Raw genomic sequence first — 20,918 nt, 5'->3', positions numbered from 1 at the left:
GGAACCGGGGACGCTACTTCTCCAGCCGCTTCGCCTCGTTCCACAATTCGTCCATCTCGTCGAGCGACGCTTCTTCGAGTGTGCGGCCCTTCGCCGTCAACGCCTGCTCGATGTGCGCGAAACGGCGCTCGAACTTGGCGTTGGTGCCGCGCAATGCGGTCTCCGGATCAACCTCGGCGTGGCGGGCAAGATTGACCAGCGCGAACAGGAGATCGCCGGTCTCTTCGGTCAGCTCGGTCGCATCCTTGTTGTCGAGCGCGGCCTCGATCTCGTCGGCCTCCTCGCGGATCTTCTGCAACACCGCGCGCGGATCGTTCCAATCGAAGCCGACGGTCGCGGCCTTGCGCTGCAGCTCCATGGCGCGGACCAGCGCCGGCTGTCCGGCCTTGATGCCTGATAGCAGCGAGGACTTGCTCGTCTGCGCCTCGGGCGGCCGCCGCGCGGCGCGCTCGGCCTTCTCCTCGGCCTTGATGCGGTCCCATGTGCCTTTGGTCGGCTGGGTGACGTTGCCGTCCTTGTCCGGGAACACATGCGGATGGCGGCGGACCATCTTCGTCGTGATGCCCTCGACGACGTCGCCGAATGCAAACGCGCCTTGTTCCTCGGCGATGCGGGCGTGATAGACCACCTGCAGCAGGAGATCGCCGAGCTCCTCGCGCAGATCGTCGAGATCGTCGCGCGTGATCGCGTCGGCCACCTCATAGGCTTCCTCGATGGTGTAGGGCGCGATGGTCCGGAACGTCTGCTCGATATCCCACGGGCAGCCGGTGACCGGCGTGCGCAGCGCCGCCATGATCTCGATCAGGCGTGAGATGTCGCGGGAGGGGATCATGGGCAGGTCCTGACAGCATCGTTCGCTCGGGTCCTGTATGCCCCAAGCCGCGCGCGGCTCCCAGCGAAAAGGGCGACTGCACGGGATGCGCCCGGCGGGTTGGCCCGACCCGTCGATGATGCTAAGCGGGAGCCATGAGTGAGCAGGACACGACGGCCCTGGTGCTGTTCTCGGGCGGGCAGGATTCCACGACGTGCCTGGCCTGGGCGCTCGAGCGCTTCGCGCGCGTCGAGACGATCGGTTTCGCCTACGGCCAGCGCCATGCGATCGAGCTCGCCTGCCGCGACCGGCTGGTCGAGGGCATCGCGCGCCTGCGCCCCGACTGGGCAGCCAAGCTCGGTGACAGCCATACGCTGGACATTCCAACGCTGGCTGCGATCTCCGAGACCGCGCTGACGCGCGACGTCGCGATCGAGATGGGCGCCGACGGCCTGCCCAACACCTTCGTGCCGGGCCGCAACTTGGTGTTCCTGACCTTTGCGGCGGCGCTCGCCTATCGCCGCGGCATCCGCCACATCGTCGGCGGCATGTGCGAGACGGACTATTCGGGCTATCCGGACTGCCGCGACGAGACCATCAAGGCGCTGCAGAATGCGCTGAGCCTGGGCATGGCGCGCGCGTTCGAGCTGCACACGCCGCTGATGTGGCTGTCGAAGGCCGCGACCTGGCAGCTGGCGCATGACCTCGGCGGCGCCGGTCTCGTCGACCTGATCCGCGACCAGTCGCACACCTGCTATCTCGGCGAGCGCGGCGCGCGGCATGACTGGGGTCACGGCTGCGGTCACTGTCCCGCCTGCGAGCTGCGCGCCAAAGGATGGCGCGCGTACGTCGCGGCGGGCGGGCCATCCTGAATCGGAAGCGGGGCCCTCGGGCCCCACGGAGAGCTGCGCGACAGACGAGCGCTCAGGCGGCTTCGTTGTCCGACGGCTGACGCTGGCTGACGATGACGAGATCCGCATCGGCGAGGTCGTGGCCGTCATCGGCCTCACTGGCTGCGGCGGAGGCCGCCTGCGCGACGAGGCGCGCGGTGATGTCGTCCTTGCCGCTCTTCTCCCAGGCGGGCGCGTTCAGCACCACGATGTCGTCGTCTTGGGCGGCATCGTGGTGATGGGCGGGCACGATCGACGGCGACTTCACCGGGGTGTCGACGATACGCAGGGTGGGGGCCTCGGCTTCGACCGGCTGCGCTGCGGCTGCCGCCGGTTCGTCCTCGGCCATTTCTGCCTGCTCCGGCTCGGGGGGCGCGGCCTCCTCGGCGGGGGCATCGGTGTCGGCGCTCGCAGCGCGGGCCACAGCCTCGGCGGCTTCGGCGGGCTGTTCGGCGGCCGCGGCAAGGCCCTCCTTGGCCGGCGCATCATCATGCGGCGCGAGGCCGAGATGCTGCGAGATTTCCTTGATCAGCCTGTCGATCGCCACCAGCACGCGATACTCCGGGATCGAGGCCATGTGCTGCTCGAACCGGTTGCGCGCATATTGCAGCGAATCGATCACGTCGGTGGCGATGGAGGAGCCCGACGCCTCGGTGCCGTGCAGGGCTCCCGCAGCCTTCTCGGTCGAGCTCTCGATCAGCAGGAAGGCCTCGTATTGCGGAATCGATTTGAGCTTCTCGTGATAGTCCTGACGCACGCCGGCGAGCGTGTCGACGATGGTGGCGAACTCTGGCGCGGGCATTTCGACGTCCCCTCAACTTCAACAAAGAAGATGCGCGGGACGCTACGGACGCACTGATGAACGTTCAATTTCGAACGAATACCGCTGTTCGCGGCATGAATAGCCGGCCGTTAAGACCGGACCATCAAAAGCAGGATCGTCCGCACACCGGGCATTAAGCATCCGCCAGACGCGCGCGCGAAGGGCTCAGCCGACAAAATCCTCGGGCCTTAGCTCGATCGGCTTGCCATGCGGGGTGCGATCGGCAGCGTGATCCCAGGCATTGCGGTAACGCGTCAGCGCGTCGGCGGAGGTGACGCCCTTCTCGGCGACGAGCCGCTCGAGCGTCGCGAGCCAGTGCCGGTAATATGTATCGCCGCAATCGGGATCGCCAGACGCTTGCGCGCGCGAAATCTCCTCGGCGAGCGCAGCCGCCCATTCGGGCCAGGTGAAGAGGCCGCGGGCGTGCAGCGTGACGGCCATCGCGAAGGCGTGGGCTTCCCACGGCTCGCGAAACACGGGCCCGCTGTCGTCGACGGGAATGCCGGGCAGGGCGCGCGTCGCCGCGGCTGCAGCCTCGCGGTCGGGTGTCATCGGGCCGGCTCCAGATAGGGCTCGAAGGCGTCGACCGTGACCTCCAGCAGCGGATCGGGCGCATCGGCCCACAGCTCGGCGCCGCTGAACGACACCGTGTAGAGCCATTGCGGGTCTTCGCCGCCGCCATGGGCGTTGCTGTCCGGAAACACGTGCACGCCTCTGACCGCCTCGACGCGGCCGAGATGGCCGCGCACGTAGCGCGGCAGCCGCGTATGCGTCGTCGGATGGATGTCCTTGGCGCGGACGCGGTCGCCGACCGCGAACAGCGCCGGCTTCGTCGCCGCGCGCTCGGTCGGGCCGCCGCGACGCAAGGTCGGCGCGACGGCATCGGCGGTGAGGATCTTGGTGACGGGCTTGGCCGGATGCAGCACCTTGCCGGCGACGATCTCATCCGCGTCGACCAGATGCCGCTCCTGCATCAGCCGTTCGATGCCCGCGAGCCAGATCTGGTAGTAGCTCATGCCGAGGTAATCGTCCGGCGGACGGTTCTCGCGCGCGAAGCGCGACATGTCGATGTTCCAGCCGCCGGGCGTCGCCATCGCCAGCGTCATGGCAAAGGCGCGACGCTCCCATTCGGCGTGGAACACCGGCTCGTTCGGCTCGGGGCGGACCGGACCAAAGCCGGCCACGCCGCCCATGTCATGCGCACCATCCATCAGCGGCCAACCTCGTGCGGTTGCTTCGGCAGGCCGGTGCCGATCATGCTGTCGCGCGTGACGAGCGCGGCGAGCTGATCCTCGCTCCAGCCATCGGTCCCGGCGGGACGGATCGGCAGCACGAAGTAGCGGACCTCGGCCGTCGAATCCCACACCCGGATCTTCGTCGTCGGCGGCAGCTCGAAGCCGAAATCCTTCAGGACGCCGCGCGGATCCTTCACCGCCTTGGCGCGATAGGGCGCCGACTTATACCAGACCGGCGGCAGGCCGAGCACGGGCCACGGATAGCAGGAGCACAGCGTGCACACGACCATGTTGTGCAGATCCGGCGTGTTCTCGACCGCCACGATGTGCTCGCCCTGGCGGCCGGCATAGCCGAGCTCGCCGATCGCCGGCGTGGCGTCGGCAAGAAGGCGCGCCCGATAGGCCGGATCGCTCCAGGCCCGCGCCACGACCTGCGCGCCGTTGCGGGGACCGACCTTGCTCTCATAGGTCTCGATGAGCACGTCGAGCGCGGCGGGATCGATATACCCCTTCTCGGTCAGGATGCTTTCGAGCGCGCGGACGCGCAGATCGGTCTCGGACAGGTCCGAGTGATCGTGCTGATGGTCGTGATGGTGATCGTGATCCGTCATGACTCAACCATAGGCGTAATCGGGCACCGCTGTCGAGCCGGGGCCACTACGAACCCACGGTGCGAGCCGTCGCGTTTCACTGCCGCCGCAGCCGTGCGGCGGTCACAATGCCGAGCGCGGCGTCATCGGTCATTGACGCGTCGATTCCGGACGCAGATGTGATCGGGGCCGCTCCATTGCCGCCACCTCGGGCGGTTCAAATCGGAGCCCAGATATGGTTCGTAGTGCTTTCGCCGTTCCGATCGGGCACGATAGCAACAGAGGTTTGAGGTTCATCAATGCCGAACGACGTTTCCCGCCGTGATCTTGCGAAGCTGGCCGGGCTGGCCGCCCTCGGGGCGGCCAATGGCCCGGCGCAAGCGGAGGAGGGCGCGGTGAAGGAGGACATCGGGCGGCGGTTTCCCGCAGATTTCGTGTGGGGGACGGCGACGTCGTCGTACCAGATCGAGGGCGGGGCTACGGCCGATGGCCGCGGGCCGTCGATCTGGGACGTGTTCACGCATTTGCAGGGCAACGTCGAGGACGGCAGCACCGGCGACGTCGCCTGTGATCACTACAACCGCTACAAGGACGACGTGCGGCTGATCAAGGAGCTCGGCTGCCGGGCCTATCGGTTCTCGATCGCCTGGCCCCGGCTGTTTCCCGACGGCGGGCTGACGCCCAATCCGAAGGGCCTCGACTTCTACAACCGGCTCGTCGACGAGCTCCTTGCGAACGGCATCACGCCGTACGCAACGCTGTATCATTGGGATCTGCCGCAGGCGCTGCAGGACCGTGTCGGCGGCTGGCTCTCGGCCGACACGGCCAAGGCCTTTGCGCATTATGCGGGCTACGTCGCGCAGCATCTCGGCGACCGTGTCAAGACCATCTTCACCATCAACGAATGCGGCCGCTTCGTCCCGTTCGGCTATGGCCTCGGCGTCGACGCGCCCGGGCTGAAGCTGCCGCAGCAGCAGGTCAACCAGGCGCGCCATCACGTGGCGCTGGCGCACGGTCTCGCCGTCCAGGCCATCCGCTCCGGCGGGCGCGCCGGCATGCGCGTCGGCATGGCCGAGAACATCACGGCCTGCCTGCCGGCGATCGACACGCCGGAGAACATCCGCGCCGCCGAGATCGCGACGCGCGAATTGAATGCCGGCTTCCTCAACGTCATCCTCGAGGGGCGCTACACGGAGGGTTTCCTGGCGTGGTCCGGCAAGGATGCGCCGAAATTCACCGCCGACGAACTGAAGATCATTTCGGCGCCGGTCGATTTCGTCGGCCTCAATATCTACGCGCCGCAAGCCTATGTCGTCGCGTCGGACCGCGCGGCCGGATTCGACGTGCTGCCGATGCCGTCCTCGTTCCCGCACATGAGCTCACCCTGGCTGCTGGTCGGTCCGGAGACGGCCTATTGGGTGCCGAAGCTCGCCGCCAAGATCTGGAATCTCCAGACCATCTACATCACCGAGAACGGCACCTCCTCGGACGACAAGCTGACCGCCGATGGCAAGGTCCACGACCTCGACCGCGTGATGTATCTGCGCAACTATCTCGCCCAGCTGCAGCGCGCTACGTCCGAGGGCGTGCCCGTGAAGGGCTACTTCCTGTGGAGCCTGCTGGACAATTTCGAGTGGGTGTTCGGCTACAAGCAGCGCTTCGGCATCTATCACGTCGACTTCGACACCCAGGTGCGCACGCCCAAGCTCAGCGCGTCGTACTACCATCACGTGATCAGCCGCAACGCCGTGAGCGCGTGAAGCGCCGCGACGCCACCCGGGGTCCAGCCGGACGCAGTCCGCGCCATTCAGGCGGCCAATGTGCCGTCGGCATCCGGCGCATTGAGTGTCGGCACGCCGGCCTTCACGCCGCGATTGCAAATTCATGATGCGGAAAGCACACCTTGTGCGACTCTTTTGCGCGCATGCCGTTTTCGTGGCGAAAGCTGGCTGCAGATGACGTAAACCGGCAATCTGCCGGCCCCTCAAGCGAGTTTTCCAGCATGCAAGTTTCCGTTGTTTGTCCGCCAGCCGTCCGCGCCGGCGTTCTGTTCTGCGTCCTCGGAGTGATCGCTGGCTCCAGCGCCTGGGCTCAGGGAGCCGCGAACGATGCGGCCAAGCCCGCCACGGAGCAGTCTGCCGCGCCGACGGCCGACAAGCCCGCAGAGTCCGAGCCGAAACCCGCGGTCGCTGAAACCAGGCCCGCCGAGCAGCCCTCGGATGCCGCCGGCAAGCCTGCGGCCGAGCCTGAGAAGACGGCCGAGAAGCCCGGCGAGCCAGCCGCTGCGGACGCCAAGCCCGTTCAGGCCACAGACAGCGCGAGCCAGCCGCCGGCGGACAAGGCATCGACTGAAAAAGCCGCGACGGATGCTGCGGCCGAGAGCAAGCCGGCCGAGGCCAAATCCGAGACCAAGGTCGAACCGAACTCCGGCACCGACGTCGGCCAGAAGCCGGCCGTGACCGAGTCGAAACCGGCAGAGCCCACTCTGGCCGTTCAGCCCGCTGCCGTCGCCAAGGACGCGCCCGCATCGGAGAAGGTCGAGGAGAAGGCCGCCGAGAGCAAGCCCGCGGCGGCGCCGGCCGAGCCCAAGAAATCCGAGCCGCCGGCCGCAGCTTCTCCCGCGGCCACGCCGGAGAAGGCGGCTGCGAAGCAGAACACCGCAACCACGTCAGCCAAGCCCGAACGGCACGGCCAAGCGCATCACCATGCCGAGGACGACGCCAAGCCCGCCAAACGCGAGCACCGCGCCCGCAAGCCCAAGAGCCAAACGAACAGCGAAATGAAGCGGGAGGCGAAGAGGGGTGGTGCCAGCTGCAAGAGCTTCCGCACCTATGACGCGGAGAAGGGCACCTATCGGGGCTACGACGGGCGCGTTCACACCTGCTCGTAAGGAGCGATCGGAAAGTGGTGCATCGGCGGCGGCCAAGACCGCCACCGATCGCCGCTGCCGATCACACCATCAACGCGGCATCGGCGGCTGAATGCCCGAGGTGTTGCGGGTAAAGAGTGTCCCGAACGTCGAGCCCTGCGGCTGCGCCGGCTGCGGCCGGGCCATTCCCGTCGTGGTCCGCTGCTGCGGCGTCACGATGATCTGCTGGGGCGGGCCCGGGGGGACCGCAGTGCCGCGTGCCTGCACCGCCTGGTTCGACATCCGCGACACCAGTCGCATCAGCTGATCCTGGCCGGCCTGCAGTTGCTCGATGGCGCGGGTGTGATCGCGGCTGGCCTGATCCTGCGTTGACTTGATCTGCTCGATGCCCTGCTGCAGCTCGGCGATGTCGCGCGCCATCCTCTGCATCAACGTTCCCGGCTCACGGGCGCCGGTGGTGTCTTCCGCTCCCCTCAGCGAGGCATTCGACATCATGGCATCCTCGCTGCCCTGCTGGACCGACGCCTCATCCTGCGACGCTTCGCTGGCGCCCGGCATCCAGCGGTCCATCAGCGAGGCGCCGGCGTCGCGCTGCGACCAGGCGACGGAGCCACCGACCAGCACGACCAGCAGAGCGAGGCCAACGGCGTTGCGCCCGCGCAGCTTGCCGAGCGGCGCCTTCATCCGCGCCCAGCGGCTGGCCCCGCTGCCTGTCGCCTCGCTCGTGCTCGCCGCCGCCGCCGCATCCGCCGCCACACCCGGCTTCTCGATTGCCGCGAGCCGCGTATCGATCCGGGTCAGCACCTCGCGCAGCACCCGCCGGTACAGTTGATCGTAGCTTGCCTTCTCGGGCTTCTCCGGGGCGAGGCCGATCTCGCGCTGATCAATCTGTTGCACGTTCTGTGTGGACTGCATTGCTGATCCCCAAACCCCTTAGCCCGCCGCCGACGCCGCTGTTCTCTTTGAATTTTCAAACGTGACTCGACCCGCCGCTTTGGCCGAAAGCAAGACAGCGTCGTGACGAGGAGGGGGCCTTTTCGGACCATCTCTCCCTCGCTGCAGCGCCAGCAGATCGCTTCGAGAGGCTTGAATCCGCCCTTGGTTGCGCACCGCCGAGCCTTCGAGGTACTATCCGACCGATATTTTTGGGGGGATTGGGGCCGGTGCAAAGCTTGATTGTCATTGCGCGCGCAGTGTTGTGCGCAGCGTTCGTAGTCCTTAGCGCTCACGTGCAGGCCGCGCCAGCGGATGAGGCCACGCGCAAGGCTGAATTGATGGCGGCTTGGCAGGCGGCGAGCCAGGCGGGCACCGACGGACCAAGCGACATCGTGCTGATCGATCAGGGCACGCTGAAGCTGCCGGCCGACTACTTCTACGTGCCGAAGAGCGAAGGTCTGCGGGTCCTACGCGCGCTCGGCAACGTCGTCAACGACGCGACCTTCGTCGGGCTGGTCGTCGGCAGACGCCAGAACGACGATTGGATGGTGGTCATCAAGCACATCAAGGACGGCTACATCAAAGACGACGACGCCAAGAACTGGAACGCGGACGATCTCCTGAGCAACCTTCGCGCCGGCGCCGAGGAGGCGAACAAGGACCGTGCGGCGCGCGGATTTCCGGAAATGGCCGTCGTCGGCTGGGTCGAGCCGCCGGCCTACGATGCCACGGCGCATCGTCTCGTCTGGTCGCTGCTCGCGAAGGAGAAGGGCCAGCCCGACGATGCGCCGAAGAACGTCAACTACAACACCTACGCGCTCGGGCGTGACGGCTATTTCAGCCTGAACCTCCTGTCCGGCTCGGAGCGGATCGCGGGGGACAAGGCGGTGGCGCACGAGCTGCTGTCCGATCTCTCCTACAATGCCGGCAAGCGCTATGAGGATTTCAGCGCGAGCACGGATCGGATCGCCGAATATGGATTGCTTGCGCTGGTCGGCGGCGTTGCCGCGAAGAAGCTCGGGCTGCTGGCGCTGGCTGGTGCGTTCGTCCTGAAGTTCGCCAAGATCATCATCTTCGCCGTCGTCGGCGCCGCGGCTGCGGTCATGAACTTCTTGCGCCGCAAGCGGCGCGGCGACAACGCGGGCGGGCCGGCGTGAAGGCTCTCCTGCTGATCCTGTTCTCCGGCCTGAAATGGGGGAAGCTCGCCATGAGCGGCGGCACGATGCTGCTGTCGCTGGTCGTCTATGCCGGCATCTGGGGCTGGCGCTATGCGGCCGGCTTCATTGCGCTCCTGTTTGCCCATGAGATGGGACACTACATCGCCGCACGCCAGCGCGGCCTCGACGTCGGGGCTCCCGCCTTCATCCCGTTCGTTGGCGCCTGGATCGCGCTCAAGGAGCAGCCGGTCGACGTCGAGACGGAAGCCTATGTGGCACTCGCCGGTCCGCTGGTCGGGACCGCCGCCGCGCTTGCGGTCTATCTGTGGGCGCGATCGGACGACAGCAATCTGCTGCTTGCGATCGCCTATTCCGGTCTGTTCCTCAACCTGTTCAACCTGCTGCCGATCTCGCCGCTGGACGGCGGCCGCGTCACCAGCGTGCTGAGTCCGCGCATCTGGCTGCTTGGCGTTCCCATGCTGCTGACTTTGATGCTCTATCGGCCGAGCCCGATGCTGATCATCATCGCCATCCTCGCAGCCCCGCAACTGATGAAGGCCTGGCGCTACGATCCCGGCGCGCCCGAGAACGTCGCCTATTACGGTACGACGCTGCAGACCAAGCTCGAATATGCCGGGACTTATCTCGCGCTGGCGGCGCTTCTCGCCGTCATGACCTACGACGTGCACGAGATGCTTGGGCCCTTGCGTCAGCTTGGCTGAGTGCTGTTGAGGTCGCCGCTTCAGTTGAGAAGCTTCATGTAGGTCAAGGCGCCGCCTCGTCGTGAGGACATGGGCCTTCCTCAGCTTGGGAATATCCGCTGCTGCAACGCAGCGGACATTTGGGCGCGGCAGCAGGAACCAAGTCGTCTTGTAAGACATTCAGTGAGCCATGAGCGGCGCGCGCTGTCACAATGCGCTGAGCGCAGAGCACGTCTCGGGATGTTCCCTTGCTCACTGGCATATCGGAGACCAAAGTTGAGCCTGCCCGTGAGAGGCATAAGGATTCGGGAGGTTTCATGATTTCGCTCAAGTCCATCTTGCTTGCGAGCTGCGCAACTGCGCTCGTCTCCTCGGCCGCCTGGGCCGCAGACCCGATCAGGATCGGCGTCATCTCCGAAGCGCAAGCCGTCGCCGGCTCGTCGATCGCACCCGCAGCGCAATTGGCCGCCGAGGAGATCAACGCCAAGGGCGGCGTCGACGGGCGCAAGATCGAGATCGTCGTCTACGACAATCATTCCTCCTCGGCGGAATCGGTGCGCGCGTTTCAGCGCGCGGTCAGCGAGGACAAGGTCAACGCGGTCATCGCCAGCTACATCTCCGAGGTCGTGCTTGCCCTGGAGCCATGGGCAGGGCGTCTCAAGACCTTGATGATCACGCCCGGTGCCGCGTCCGACGTCATCACCCAGAACATCGCCAAGAACTACGACCAGCTCAAATACACCTTCCACGGCTATCTGACATCGACCTCGTTGGCCGGCCTCGTCTGCGACGCGGCTAAGGATCTGCTGGTCGAGCCCTATAAGATGAAGACCGCGGTGATCATGAGCGAGGATGCGGCGTGGACGACGCCGCTCGACGCCGGCTACGAGAAGTGCCTGCCGGAGATCGGGCTGAAGGTCGTCGACCATATCCGCATGTCGCCTGATACCACGGACTTCACGCCGATCTTCAACAAGATCGAAGCCCTGAAGCCGGACGTCATGATCACCGGTATCTCACACGTCGGCACCCAGCCAACGGTGCAGTGGAAGAGCCAGCAGGTGCCGATTCCGATGTTCGGCATCTCCTCGCAGGCGACCAACTCGACCTTCTGGAAGGACACCAACGGCGCCGTCGAGGGCGTCATGTACAATGCCGTGTCGGGACCGGGCGTCGCGGTGACGCCGAAGACGTTGCCGTTCGTGGAGGCCTATCAGAAGAAGTTCGGAAACTTCCCGTCCTATGCCGGCTACACCTCCTATGACGACGTCTACATGATCGCGGATGCCATTCATCGGGCCGGCGGCACTGATCCCGACAAGATGGTCGAGGCGATGGAAGCGACCGACTATGTCGGCACGATCGGCCGCGTCGCCTTCAAGCCGAAGGGCGACCCGAACCCGCACGCGCTGCGGACCGGAAAGGGCTACATCACCGGGCTGATGCTGCAATGGCAGAATGGCAAGCAGGTCAACGTCTGGCCCAAGGAGCTCGCCGCCGGCACCGCCACCTGGCCGTCCTTCATCAAGCTCAAGGCGGCCAGCAACTGACGCATCGCGGGGCCGCTCCTTCAAGGAGCGGCCCATTTTCTTGGTGCCTCAGTCTGACGTTGCAGGTCGATTTTCAATGCTTTTCTGGCAGATCTTGATCGATGGCTTTGCCATCAGCGCGCTGTATGCCCTCGGCGCAACCGGCTTCACGCTGATCTTCGGGGTCTCGGGCGTACTCAACCTTTCCCATGGCGCCATCATGGTCGGCGCTGCGGTTGCGGCCTGGGCCGCCGCAGGCGAGCTCGGAGTCGGGCCGTATACGGGAGCCCTGATCGGCATCCTCGCGGGCTTCATCCTGGCCTTCGTCACCTACTTCATCGCCGTGAGGCCGATCCAGCGCTCCAAGGCGATCGCGGAGTCGGAGAAGGAGATCTTCATCCTGACCGCGACGCTGCTGTGGGGCATCATTATCCAGGAGGCGATCGCATATTTCTTCACCAACAATGCCAAGACCGTGCTGCCGATCGTCGAGGGTGTCACGACCGTGTTCGGCGTGCGTACGCCGCGCAACGAATACTTCACCGCCGTGATCTGCTGGGTCGCCATCGGGCTGTTGTGGTTCCTGGTCAACCGCACCAGGCGCGGCAAGGCCGTGATGGCGGCCTCGATGAATCCGCGCGGCGTCACCTTGCTGGGCATCGAACTATCGTCGATCTACCTCACCGTCTGGGCCATCTACGGCCTGCTGGCGGGAGTGGCCGGCATCCTGCTTGGCATGTTCTTAGGCGTCAGCTCCTACAGCGTCGGACCGCTGACGGCGAGCGCGTTCTCGATCGTCGTGCTCGGCGGCCTCGGCAGCGTGTCGGGCTCGCTGATCGCGGCCTATGTCGTCGGCTATCTCGAGACCGGAACGGCCTATCTGATCTCGCCGGCCTACCGGACGATCCCGGCGCTGCTGCTGCTCGTCGTCGTCATGTATCTGCGCCCGCAAGGGCTGTTCGGACGGAGGTGAGCATGCCTGCATTCGTTACGTCGCGGCTGTTCTGGATCGCGCTCCTGACCGTGATCGTCGCTCTGGTCCTGCCGACCTACGTCTCAGGCTACGTCCTCGGGCTGCTGACGGTCGCGTACTACACGGCCGTGTTCGCGATGTCCTGGGACCTCCTGTTCGGCTTCGCCGGCGAGGTCAATTTCGGACCCACCTTCCTGATCGGCGTCGGCGCCTATACGGCCGGCATTCTCGATGCGAACTTCTCGCCGGGCCTGTCGATCTGGCTGTGCATCGCCGCCGGCGCCCTGGCGGCGGTCGTCGGCGGGGTCGTGCTGGCGCTGCCGGCGCTGCGCGTCAGCGGGCCATATTTCGGCCTGACGACGCTGGTCGCCGTGCTGATGCTGCAGAACTTCATCGTCGTCGCCGCGGGGCTGACCGGCGGCGAGATCGGTCTCGCCGTGCCGGACGTCATCTCGATCGATGCCAAGACCAACTACTGGATCGCGCTCGGCTTCATGCTGGTGAGCGGTGCGATCCTGTTCGGCTTGTCGCGGAGCGCCATCGGCCTGATCCTGCAAGCGAGCGGGCAGGACAAAATCCAGGCCGGCGCGCTCGGATTCAACGTCACCAAGCACAAGCTCGCGGCCTTCGTCGTCAGCGCGTTCTTCTCCGGGCTCGCCGGCGCGCTGATGGTGTTCTACATGGGCACGGCGTCGGTCTCGACCTTCGTCGATGTCGGTGTCGGCGTGCAGATCATCATCGCCGCCGTGCTCGGCGGCCGCCGCACCGTGATCGGGGCCGCGATCGGCGCGATCTTCCTGATCGGCATGGGCGAGCTGCTGCGGCCACTCGGCGAGCTCGCGACCCTGATCGTCTCGGTGATCGCGCTCGTGGTCATCCTGTTCTTCCCCGACGGCTTCCTCGGCATGATCAGGGGAGGGGCCAAGGCATGACGCAAGGCATGAGCAGCGCTCCGATGCTGGAGGTCAGCGGCCTCACCAAGCGCTTCGGCGGCCTCGTGGCCGTCAAGAACCTCAGCTTCTCGATCCATCCCGGCGAGATCCTCGGCCTGATCGGGCCGAACGGCTCGGGCAAGTCAACGGCGATGAAGAGCGTGATGGGCGTCGAGCGGCCGACCGCAGGTTCGGTCAAGCTCGATGGCGTCGAGCTGGCCGGCCTGCCATCGCACCGCATCGCGCGCATGGGCGTCGGGCTGGTGTTTCAGCATTCGCGGCCGCTGGCGCGCCAGACCGTGTTGGAGAACATCAAGGTCGCGCTGCTGCCGGACAAGCTGACGCGTCTGTTCGCCGACAAGGACGTCGATGCCAGGGCGCGCGCGATCGCCGAGCGCGTCGGCCTCGGCGGTGTCATCGATCGCCGTCCGCCGACGCTGGCGTTTGCCGACCTGCGCCGGCTCGAGCTCGCCAAGGCTGTCGCGCGCAGCCCGAAGCTGGTGCTGGTCGACGAACCCTTCGCCGGCCTCACGGCCTCCGAGGTCGCCGACTTCTCCGACCTCATCCGCGAATTCCGCGACGACGGCCGCGCCGTGCTGCTGGTCGATCACAACGTCAAGAGCGTGTCGGCGCTGGTCGACCGCGTGCTCGCGATGTATCTCGGCGAGAAGATCGCCGAGGGCAGGGCGACCGAGGTGATGCAGGACGAGACAGTGCGCCGCGTCTATCTCGGCGGCGCGCTGGTCTCGACCGCGCGGCCCGAAGCGAGCTTCAAGGACGTCACGCCGGCACTGCAGGTCGACAATGTCGGCGTGCTCTACGGCAAGGCGCAAGCGCTGCAGGACGTCTCACTGCACGTCCACGAGGGCGAGTTCGTCTCGGTCGTCGGCCTCAACGGCGCCGGCAAGACGACGCTGTTCAACGCGATCTCTGGCTTGGTGCCGTATTCGGGCGAGGTGAAGTGGGCAGGGCGCAGCCTTGCCGGCGGCACGGCGGCGCAGATCGCGCGATCCGGCATCGTGCAGTGTCCGGAAACGCGCGAATTGTTCGGCGACATGAGCGTGCGCGAAAATCTCGAGCTCGGCGGCAATGCGCTGCCCGACACCGAGCGTGCCGAGCGGCTCGAATGGCTGTTCGGGCTGTTTCCGATCCTCAAGTCGAGGCAGCCGCAGCTGGCGCGCACGCTGTCCGGCGGCGAGCAGCAGATGCTGGCGATCGCGCGCGCGCTGATGATGAAGCCGAAGCTCCTGATCCTCGACGAGCCGACGCTCGGACTTGCGCCGGTCATCCTGGAAACCTTGTCGAAGGCGCTCGATCGACTGCGCGAGACCACCAAGATCACGGTGCTGCTCGGCGAGCAGAACGTCACCTTCGCGCTCCCGCACGCCGACCGCGTCTACGTGCTGGATCATGCCAAGATCGTCTGGGAAGGCCCGCCGGAACGCTTCGAGGCGGAGGCTGCGGCGGACTATCTCTGAGGGACAGGAGCAGGGGTCCCAGCTCCCTGCCCGGATCTCATTCGTTCGGAGCTACGGGAAACGGGGCGGGCGCGCCTGGGGCGGCCGGGGCGCGAGGCGCGCCGCTGCGCCGACGGTCGTCGGTTCGGTCTTCGCAGCGCGGAACGCGCGCGCGAGCTGGTCCTGGCTCGCCTGCAGCTGTTCGATCGCCCTGGCGTGATCGCGGTTGGCCTGCTCCTGGCTGGCCTTGAGCTCCTGAAACCCGCTCTGCAGTTCGGCGACATCATGCGCGATCTTCTCGATCAGCGGCGCGACGTCCCGGTCGGGAGCGGGCGGCATGTCATGCTCCGGCGTTGCCTCCGCCATCGCGGAGGATGGATCGCTGGAGCGCGTTGATGCTGATGCCGTCTCGGGTGTCGGCGAAACGGATGGTGATGGCGAGGAAGGGGCCGTCTCGGCCGCGCTCGATCCGCTCGCCGCCGTCTCCGGTGACCCGGCCGGATTCGCCGTCTGAGCGTTCTCACGCCGGATGGATTGAACCGCCGCTTCGATCCGGTCGGTGACGGAGGTGATGGTCTCAGTATGGTCCCGCGCCAGGGTGACGGCAGCGCCGACGAGCCCGGCTGACGCTATCAGCGTGATCATCGCCCGCAATACGGGCCGGCGCCGGGTCGGAGGAGGCGTTTCCACGGGCTCGCTGCCTACAGCGGGGTCGGCAGCCTCGACTGCATCAGCGGCGGCCTGGGCCTCGATGGCGGCGATCCGCTGGTCGATACGTGCGCGCACCTCGGCCAGCACCCGCTGATAGATCTCCTCGCAGATATCGTCGTCGGGCGGCAGCGCGACATCACCCGGATCAACTTCCTTCGGCGTCGACTGAACTGGCATGTCTTCGGGTCCCCATTCGCGATACGCCCGTGCCCAATCCTGAAGGATGCGCTTTTGACCTCTGGGCTTTGACCAAACGAAGACTGCGGGGTGACGAGGCGGGGGCGATTTCGCACAGGCGCCGACGTCCGCTGGGCGGGCCGTTGTGCGGCTTCTCACATCAGGAGCCGCCCATAGGCAATTCGCATAAGGTATATTATGGAATATTAATATGCTTGGGCAAATCAGAGACTTGCGGCCAACACCTCAAACTCTGCCGTAGCACCGAGCCTGCAGCCCGCGTCGCGAGCACGACCATCGCCGCTCGCCATTGGCGCCTGAAACCCGCGCCAAGGCGCCCGCAGCGAACGCCGCATATTGCTGCTGCGGCTCATCGCTGCAATAAGCGCTGATGACGCTGCTGACGTCGCGGGATTCGGACCGCGCCATCATGCGGCGACTGGATGCAACAAGAAGAAGCTTCTCAGGGAGAAACGAGCATGAGCCTGTCACGACGCGCGCTGCTGAAGGCCTCCGCAGCGTCAGCCGTACTGGGTGGGATCGCGGCGCCGCATGTGGCGCGCGCCCAGAGCGCCGAATTCACCTACAAGTACGCCAACAACCTGCCCGACACCCATCCGCTCAACGTTCGTGCCAAGGAGATGGCGGCGGCGATCAAGGCCGAGACCAACGGCAAGTTCGACTTGCAGATCTTCCCGAACAACCAGCTCGGATCCGACACGGACATGCTGAGCCAGATCCGCTCCGGCGGCGTCGAGTTCTTCACGCTGTCCGGGCTGATCCTGGCGACCCTGGTGCCGGCGGCCTCGATCAACGGCATCGGCTTCGCGTTCCCGGACTACGACACGGTCTGGAAGGCCATGGACGGCGATCTCGGCGCTTACGTGCGCGGCCAGATCAACAAGGCCGGCCTGGTGGTCATGGACAAGATCTGGGACAACGGCTTCCGCCAGACGACGTCGTCGACCAAGCCGATCAATGGGCCCGACGACCTCAAGGGCTTCAAGATCCGCGTGCCGGTGTCGCCGCTGTGGACCTCGATGTTCAAGGCATTCGAGGCGGCGCCCGCCTCGATCAATTTCAGCGAGGTCTATTCGGCGCTGCAGACCAAGGTGGTCGAGGGCCAGGAAAACCCGCTGGCGATCATCTCGACCGCCAAGCTCTACGAGGTGCAGAAATACTGCTCGCTGACCAACCACATGTGGGACGGCTTCTGGTTCCTGGCGAACCGCCGCGCCTGGGAAGCCGTGCCGGCCGACATGCGAGCCATCGTTGCCAAGCACATCAATGCGGCCGCCGTGAAGGAGCGTGAGGACGTCGCCAAGCTCAATGCCGGCCTGCAGCAGGAGCTCGCGTCGAAAGGCTTGACGTTCAATCAGCCCAACGTCGCGCCGTTCCGCGACAAGCTGCGCTCCGCCGGCTTCTATGCCGAGTGGAAGGGCAAATACGGCGATGAGGCCTGGGCGCTCTTGGAAAAGGCCGTCGGCAAGCTGTCCTGACGGGTTGATGGCTGAAGGCGCGTTCGGGTGACGTCATGGCGCATGCCGAGTTCACGGAAATCGCGATCAGCGAGGTGGTCATCGAGACCCCTCGCCGCCGGTCCTGGCTCGATGGCTTGGATGCCTTGCTGGGTCTCATGGTCGAGATCCCAGCCGCGCTGCTGGTCGTGGCCGAGATCGTCATCCTGTTCGCGGGCGTCGTGGCGCGCTACGGCCTGCACCGGCCGCTGATCTGGTCGGACGAGCTGGCTTCGATCCTGTTCCTGTGGCTCGCGATGCTCGGCGCCGCGGTGGCGTTCCGCCGCGGCGAGCACATGCGGATGACGGCAATGGTGGCGCGCGCCAGCCCCGGCTTGCGCGCCTATCTCGATCTGGTCGCCACTGCCGCGGCGCTAGCGTTCCTTGTCATGATCGCCTGGCCGTCCTGGGAGTACGCCTACGAGGAAAGCTTCATCACGACGCCGGCGCTGCAGATCGAAAACATCTGGCGCGCCGCCGCGCTGCCGGTCGGCATCGGACTGATGGCGCTGTTCGCCCTCATCCGTCTCGCCCGCGCGGCCAGCCTCAAGATGATGCTGCTGGCTGTCGTCTCTATCGCAGCCATCATCGCGCTGTTCTGGGTGGCGCAGCCGCTGCTGAAGCCGCTCGGCAACATCAACCTCGTGATCTTCTTCGTCGGCGTGGTCGGCTTGTGCGTCTTCGCCGGCGTGCCGATCGCGTTCGCCTTCGGGCTCGCGATCTTCGGCTATCTGGCGCTGACGACGCGCACGCCGCTGATGGTGCTGGTCGGGCGCATGGACGAGGGCATGAGCCATCTCATCCTGCTGTCGGTGCCGCTGTTCGTCTTTCTCGGATTGCTGATCGAGATGACCGGCATGGCCCGCGCCATGGTCGCGTTCCTGGCGAGCCTCTTGGGTCACGTCCGCGGCGGGCTGCATTACGTGCTGGTCGGCGCGATGTATCTCGTCTCGGGCATTTCCGGCGCCAAGGCGGCCGACATGGCCGCGGTCGCGCCCGTGCTGTTTCCGGAGATGAAGGCGCGCGGCGCCCGTCCCGGCGATCTCGTCGCCCTGCTCGCCGCCACCGGCGCCCAGACCGAGACCATTCCGCCGAGCCTGGTTCTGATCACGATCGGCTCCGTCACCGGCGTGTCGATCGCGGCGCTGTTCACCGGCGGCCTGCTGCCGGGCGTGGTGCTGGCAATCACGCTGTGCGCGCTGGTGTGGTGGCGCTACCGCAACGAGGACATGAGCGGCGTCTGCCGCGCGACGGGAGCCGAGATCAGCAAGGCCTTCATCGTCTCGCTCCCTGCCCTGGCCCTGCCCTTCGTGATCCGCGCTGCCGTCGTCGAGGGCGTCGCGACGGCGACGGAGGTCTCTACCATCGGCATCGTCTATGGCGTGCTGGCGGGCCTGCTGGTCTATCGCCGCTTCGACTGGCGCCGCCTGTTGCCGATGCTGATTGAGACGGCCGCTCTCTCCGGCGCCATCCTGCTGATCATCGGGACTGCGACCGGCATGGCCTGGGGCCTGACGCAGTCCGGCTTCTCACGCGCGCTGGCGGCGGCCATGACCGGGCTGCCGGGCGGCCCGGCGACGTTCATCGCGGTCTCGATCGTCGCCTTCACGATCCTGGGCAGCGTGCTCGAGGGCATTCCGGCGATCGTGCTGTTCGGCCCGCTGCTGTTTCCGATCGCGCGTGCCGTCGGCGTGCACGAGGTGCATTATGCCATGGTGATCATCCTGGCGATGGGAATTGGCCTGTTCGCACCGCCGTTCGGAGTCGGATATTACGCCGCCTGCGCGATCGGCCGGGTCGATCCCGCCGAGGGCATCCGTCCGATCTGGGGCTACCTGCTGGCGCTTCTCATCGGCCTCATCATCGTTGCGATTTTTCCGTGGATTTCGATCGGGTTCCTGTAAACTCTTCAGATGACGAGGGAGGGTGGTGATGAGCACGAACCAGTATCAGCTCGGTCTGGACAAGACGCCGGCCAACTACGTGCCGCTGACCCCGCTCAGCTTCCTGGCCCGCAGCGCGGCCGTCTATCCCGACCACGTCAGCACGGTCTATGAAGGCCGCAGCTTCACCTGGCGCCAGACCTATGACCGCTGCCGGCGCTTCGCGTCGTACCTCGAGGGCCGCGGCATCGGCGTTGGCGACACGGTGGCGGCGATGCTGCCGAACATCCCGGCGATGAACGAGGTCCATTTCGCCGTGCCGATGGCCGGCGCCGTGCTCAACACGCTCAACATCCGCCTCGATGCGGCGGCGATCGCGTTCCAGCTCGATCACGGGCAGGCGAAGATCATCCTGGTCGATCCGGAATTCTCAGGTGTGATCAGCGAAGCGCTGAAGCTGATGAGCGGCGCAAAGCCGTTCGTGATCGACGTCGACGACGCCTCCTATGCCGGCGGCAGCCGCATCGGCGAGATCGAGTACGAAGCCGCCGTCGCCTCGGGCGATCCGCTGTTCGAGCCGCGCCGTCCGGCGGACGAATGGGACGCGATCGCGATGAGCTACACCTCGGGCACCACAGGCAATCCCAAGGGCGTCGTCACCCATCACCGCGGTGCCTATCTGAACGCCGTCAGCAACATTCTCGCCGGCGGGCTCGGCCAGCATCCGGTCTATCTGTGGACGCTGCCGATGTTCCACTGCAACGGCTGGTGCTTCCCCTGGACCATGGCGGCGGCGGCCGGCGTCAATGTCTGCCTGCGCAAGGTGGAGCCGACGAAGATATTCGAGCTGATCAAGACCCACGGCGTCACCCACATGTGCGGCGCGCCGATCGTCTACAACGTGCTGATCAATGCGCCCGACGCGCCCAAGGGCAAGCGGGAGAAGCCCGTCGTCGGCCTGATCGCCGGCGCCGCGCCGCCGGTCGCGGTGCTCGAAGGTGCCGAGAGCATCGGCATCAAGCTGACGCATGTCTACGGCCTGACCGAGGTCTACGGCCCGGCCTCGGTCTGCGCCGAGCAGCCCGGCTGGGACGACCTGCCCGCGCCCGAGCGCGCGCGGCTGAAGCGGCGCCAGGGCGTGCCATATCCGTTGCAGGAAGCCGTCACCGTGCTCAATCCGGAGACGATGCAGGAGGTGCCGCGCGACGGCGAGACCATCGGCGAGGTCATGTTCCGCGGCAACATCGTCATGAAGGGCTATCTCAAGAACGAGAAGGCGACGCAGGAGGCGTTTGCCGGCGGTTGGTTCCACACCGGCGATCTCGGCGTGCTCGACGAGCACGGCTACGTCATCATCAAGGACCGCTCCAAGGACATCATCATCTCCGGCGGCGAGAACATCTCCTCCGTCGAGGTCGAGGACATCCTCTACAAGCACCCCGCCGTGCTGTTCGCCGCCGTCGTCGCCAAGCCCGATCCGAAATGGGGCGAAGTGCCCTGCGCCTTCGTCGAGCTGAAGGATGGCGCCGAGGCGACCGAAGCCGAGATCATCGCCTATTGCCGCAGCCACATGTCCGGCTTCAAGACGCCCAAGGTCGTGGTGTTCGGCCCGATCCCGAAGACGTCGACGGGCAAGATCCAGAAATTTCTGCTGCGCAATCAGATCGACTCGGCCAAGGCGATCTCGGCGTAAGCCAAGGACATGCGCATGAGCGAGGCGCGCGCGT

20 protein-coding genes are annotated in these 20,918 nt (G+C 66.3%); 12 read left to right on the top strand and 8 right to left on the bottom strand.

The genetic code is table 11. The annotated features are described in order from the left end of the window. Window positions 1-13: 13 nt before the first annotated feature. On the bottom strand, window positions 14-832 hold the full coding sequence (mazG, locus tag QX070_RS16125) for a nucleoside triphosphate pyrophosphohydrolase (RefSeq protein WP_315738005.1): 819 nt from the start codon (window positions 830-832) through the stop codon (window positions 14-16). Between the two features lie 134 nt (window positions 833-966). On the opposite strand from mazG, the gene queC reads away from it, so the two are divergent. Continuing rightward, window positions 967-1,683: a 7-cyano-7-deazaguanine synthase QueC gene (queC, locus tag QX070_RS16120; protein WP_315738004.1), complete on the top strand. Its 717-nt coding sequence runs from the start codon at window positions 967-969 to the stop codon at window positions 1,681-1,683. Window positions 1,684-1,735: 52 nt separating this feature from the next. Here queC and QX070_RS16115 read toward each other — a convergent pair whose 3' ends face one another. The 4 genes from QX070_RS16115 to nthA all read right to left on the bottom strand — a co-directional run bounded on the left by QX070_RS16115 (window position 1,736) and on the right by nthA (window position 4,370). Then, window positions 1,736-2,503, bottom strand: coding sequence for a hypothetical protein (locus QX070_RS16115; RefSeq protein WP_315738003.1), 768 nt, complete (start codon window positions 2,501-2,503; stop codon window positions 1,736-1,738). A 186-nt stretch (window positions 2,504-2,689) separates the two neighbouring features. Next, window positions 2,690-3,076 (bottom strand): nitrile hydratase accessory protein, encoded by a 387-nt coding sequence (locus QX070_RS16110; RefSeq protein WP_315738002.1) that lies wholly within the window; start codon window positions 3,074-3,076, stop codon window positions 2,690-2,692. Then, a complete protein-coding gene (gene nthB / locus QX070_RS16105) occupies window positions 3,073-3,735 on the bottom strand; it encodes a nitrile hydratase subunit beta (RefSeq protein ID WP_315738001.1) in 663 nt (220 codons plus the stop codon). Before nthB ends, QX070_RS16110 begins: the two co-directional genes overlap by 4 nt. Then, complete coding sequence (gene nthA / locus QX070_RS16100) at window positions 3,735-4,370, bottom strand: nitrile hydratase subunit alpha (protein WP_315738000.1); 636 nt, start codon at window positions 4,368-4,370, stop codon at window positions 3,735-3,737. Before nthA ends, nthB begins: the two co-directional genes overlap by 1 nt. 278 nt (window positions 4,371-4,648) lie before the next feature. Here nthA and QX070_RS16095 point away from each other — a divergent pair, with 278 nt between their 5' ends. Then, a complete protein-coding gene (locus QX070_RS16095; protein WP_315737999.1) occupies window positions 4,649-6,109 on the top strand; it encodes a GH1 family beta-glucosidase in 1,461 nt (486 codons plus the stop codon). A 103-nt stretch (window positions 6,110-6,212) separates the two neighbouring features. Here QX070_RS16095 and QX070_RS16090 read toward each other — a convergent pair whose 3' ends face one another. Next, window positions 6,213-6,353, bottom strand: coding sequence for a hypothetical protein (locus QX070_RS16090; RefSeq protein WP_315737998.1), 141 nt, complete (start codon window positions 6,351-6,353; stop codon window positions 6,213-6,215). Between QX070_RS16090 and QX070_RS16085 the strand changes: the two genes are divergently transcribed. Next, on the top strand, window positions 6,352-7,239 hold the full coding sequence (locus QX070_RS16085) for a hypothetical protein (RefSeq protein ID WP_315737997.1): 888 nt from the start codon (window positions 6,352-6,354) through the stop codon (window positions 7,237-7,239). The two genes, QX070_RS16090 and QX070_RS16085, sit on opposite strands and share 2 nt — an antisense overlap. Window positions 7,240-7,308: 69 nt before the next feature. Here the strand turns inward: QX070_RS16085 and QX070_RS16080 are convergent, their stop codons facing one another. Continuing rightward, on the bottom strand, window positions 7,309-8,133 hold the full coding sequence (locus QX070_RS16080; RefSeq protein ID WP_315737996.1) for a hypothetical protein: 825 nt from the start codon (window positions 8,131-8,133) through the stop codon (window positions 7,309-7,311). A gap of 359 nt (window positions 8,134-8,492) precedes the next feature. Here QX070_RS16080 and QX070_RS16075 point away from each other — a divergent pair, with 359 nt between their 5' ends. The 6 genes from QX070_RS16075 (at window position 8,493) to QX070_RS16050 (ending at window position 14,924) form a co-directional block, all read left to right on the top strand. After that, window positions 8,493-9,311 carry a DUF2167 domain-containing protein gene (locus QX070_RS16075; protein ID WP_315737995.1) on the top strand — a complete coding sequence of 273 codons (819 nt, stop codon included), beginning with the start codon at window positions 8,493-8,495 and terminating at the stop codon, window positions 9,309-9,311. Beyond that, entirely contained in the window at window positions 9,308-10,033 is a 726-nt protein-coding gene (locus tag QX070_RS16070; protein WP_315737994.1) for a site-2 protease family protein, read from the top strand. The genes QX070_RS16075 and QX070_RS16070 overlap by 4 nt, the downstream gene beginning before the upstream one ends. Before the next feature lie 296 nt (window positions 10,034-10,329). After that, window positions 10,330-11,562, top strand: a complete 1,233-nt coding sequence (locus QX070_RS16065) for an ABC transporter substrate-binding protein (RefSeq protein WP_315737993.1) — start codon at window positions 10,330-10,332, stop codon at window positions 11,560-11,562. Between the two features lie 76 nt (window positions 11,563-11,638). Further along, window positions 11,639-12,514, top strand: coding sequence for a branched-chain amino acid ABC transporter permease (locus QX070_RS16060; protein WP_315737992.1), 876 nt, complete (start codon window positions 11,639-11,641; stop codon window positions 12,512-12,514). 2 nt (window positions 12,515-12,516) lie between these two features. Further along, entirely contained in the window at window positions 12,517-13,446 is a 930-nt protein-coding gene (locus QX070_RS16055) for a branched-chain amino acid ABC transporter permease (RefSeq protein ID WP_315737991.1), read from the top strand. 8 nt (window positions 13,447-13,454) lie between these two features. Beyond that, window positions 13,455-14,924: an ATP-binding cassette domain-containing protein gene (locus QX070_RS16050; protein ID WP_315737990.1), complete on the top strand. Its 1,470-nt coding sequence runs from the start codon at window positions 13,455-13,457 to the stop codon at window positions 14,922-14,924. Between the two features lie 51 nt (window positions 14,925-14,975). On the opposite strand, the gene QX070_RS16045 is transcribed toward QX070_RS16050, so the two are convergent. Further along, window positions 14,976-15,701 (bottom strand): hypothetical protein, encoded by a 726-nt coding sequence (locus tag QX070_RS16045; RefSeq protein WP_409999172.1) that lies wholly within the window; start codon window positions 15,699-15,701, stop codon window positions 14,976-14,978. Between the two features lie 569 nt (window positions 15,702-16,270). On the opposite strand from QX070_RS16045, the gene QX070_RS16040 reads away from it, so the two are divergent. The 3 genes from QX070_RS16040 to QX070_RS16030 are packed head-to-tail and all read left to right on the top strand — an operon-like array spanning window position 16,271 to window position 20,884. Next, complete coding sequence (locus tag QX070_RS16040) at window positions 16,271-17,290, top strand: TRAP transporter substrate-binding protein (RefSeq protein ID WP_315737989.1); 1,020 nt, start codon at window positions 16,271-16,273, stop codon at window positions 17,288-17,290. A gap of 35 nt (window positions 17,291-17,325) precedes the next feature. Then, window positions 17,326-19,212: a TRAP transporter large permease subunit gene (locus QX070_RS16035; protein ID WP_315737988.1), complete on the top strand. Its 1,887-nt coding sequence runs from the start codon at window positions 17,326-17,328 to the stop codon at window positions 19,210-19,212. 28 nt (window positions 19,213-19,240) lie between these two features. Further along, entirely contained in the window at window positions 19,241-20,884 is a 1,644-nt protein-coding gene (locus QX070_RS16030) for an acyl-CoA synthetase (protein WP_315737987.1), read from the top strand. Window positions 20,885-20,918: the final 34 nt, after the last annotated feature.

This window comes from Bradyrhizobium sp. SZCCHNR1093, from assembly GCF_032381175.1.
Classification (GTDB): domain Bacteria; phylum Pseudomonadota; class Alphaproteobacteria; order Rhizobiales; family Xanthobacteraceae; genus Bradyrhizobium.
Note: the sequence above shows the minus strand (reverse complement) of the source record. Positions and strands in the feature narration are given on the sequence as shown.

What these genes read in the sequence shown, in the direction of transcription:
- mazG (WP_315738005.1), bottom strand. Translation starts at nt 832, where the DNA reads ATGATCCCCTCCCGCGACATCTCACGCCTGATCGAGATCATGGCGGCG.
- nthB (WP_315738001.1), bottom strand. Translation starts at nt 3,735, where the DNA reads ATGGATGGTGCGCATGACATGGGCGGCGTGGCCGGCTTTGGTCCGGTC.
- QX070_RS16050 (WP_315737990.1), top strand. Translation starts at nt 13,455, where the DNA reads ATGAGCAGCGCTCCGATGCTGGAGGTCAGCGGCCTCACCAAGCGCTTC.
- QX070_RS16110 (WP_315738002.1), bottom strand. Translation starts at nt 3,076, where the DNA reads ATGACACCCGACCGCGAGGCTGCAGCCGCGGCGACGCGCGCCCTGCCC.
- nthA (WP_315738000.1), bottom strand. Translation starts at nt 4,370, where the DNA reads ATGACGGATCACGATCACCATCACGACCATCAGCACGATCACTCGGAC.
- QX070_RS16115 (WP_315738003.1), bottom strand. Translation starts at nt 2,503, where the DNA reads ATGCCCGCGCCAGAGTTCGCCACCATCGTCGACACGCTCGCCGGCGTG.
- QX070_RS16055 (WP_315737991.1), top strand. Translation starts at nt 12,517, where the DNA reads ATGCCTGCATTCGTTACGTCGCGGCTGTTCTGGATCGCGCTCCTGACC.
- queC (WP_315738004.1), top strand. Translation starts at nt 967, where the DNA reads ATGAGTGAGCAGGACACGACGGCCCTGGTGCTGTTCTCGGGCGGGCAG.
- QX070_RS16090 (WP_315737998.1), bottom strand. Translation starts at nt 6,353, where the DNA reads ATGCTGGAAAACTCGCTTGAGGGGCCGGCAGATTGCCGGTTTACGTCA.
- QX070_RS16060 (WP_315737992.1), top strand. Translation starts at nt 11,639, where the DNA reads ATGCTTTTCTGGCAGATCTTGATCGATGGCTTTGCCATCAGCGCGCTG.
- QX070_RS16030 (WP_315737987.1), top strand. Translation starts at nt 19,241, where the DNA reads ATGAGCACGAACCAGTATCAGCTCGGTCTGGACAAGACGCCGGCCAAC.
- QX070_RS16075 (WP_315737995.1), top strand. Translation starts at nt 8,493, where the DNA reads ATGGCGGCTTGGCAGGCGGCGAGCCAGGCGGGCACCGACGGACCAAGC.
- QX070_RS16095 (WP_315737999.1), top strand. Translation starts at nt 4,649, where the DNA reads ATGCCGAACGACGTTTCCCGCCGTGATCTTGCGAAGCTGGCCGGGCTG.
- QX070_RS16065 (WP_315737993.1), top strand. Translation starts at nt 10,330, where the DNA reads ATGATTTCGCTCAAGTCCATCTTGCTTGCGAGCTGCGCAACTGCGCTC.
- QX070_RS16085 (WP_315737997.1), top strand. Translation starts at nt 6,352, where the DNA reads ATGCAAGTTTCCGTTGTTTGTCCGCCAGCCGTCCGCGCCGGCGTTCTG.
- QX070_RS16080 (WP_315737996.1), bottom strand. Translation starts at nt 8,133, where the DNA reads ATGCAGTCCACACAGAACGTGCAACAGATTGATCAGCGCGAGATCGGC.
- QX070_RS16035 (WP_315737988.1), top strand. Translation starts at nt 17,326, where the DNA reads ATGGCGCATGCCGAGTTCACGGAAATCGCGATCAGCGAGGTGGTCATC.
- QX070_RS16040 (WP_315737989.1), top strand. Translation starts at nt 16,271, where the DNA reads ATGAGCCTGTCACGACGCGCGCTGCTGAAGGCCTCCGCAGCGTCAGCC.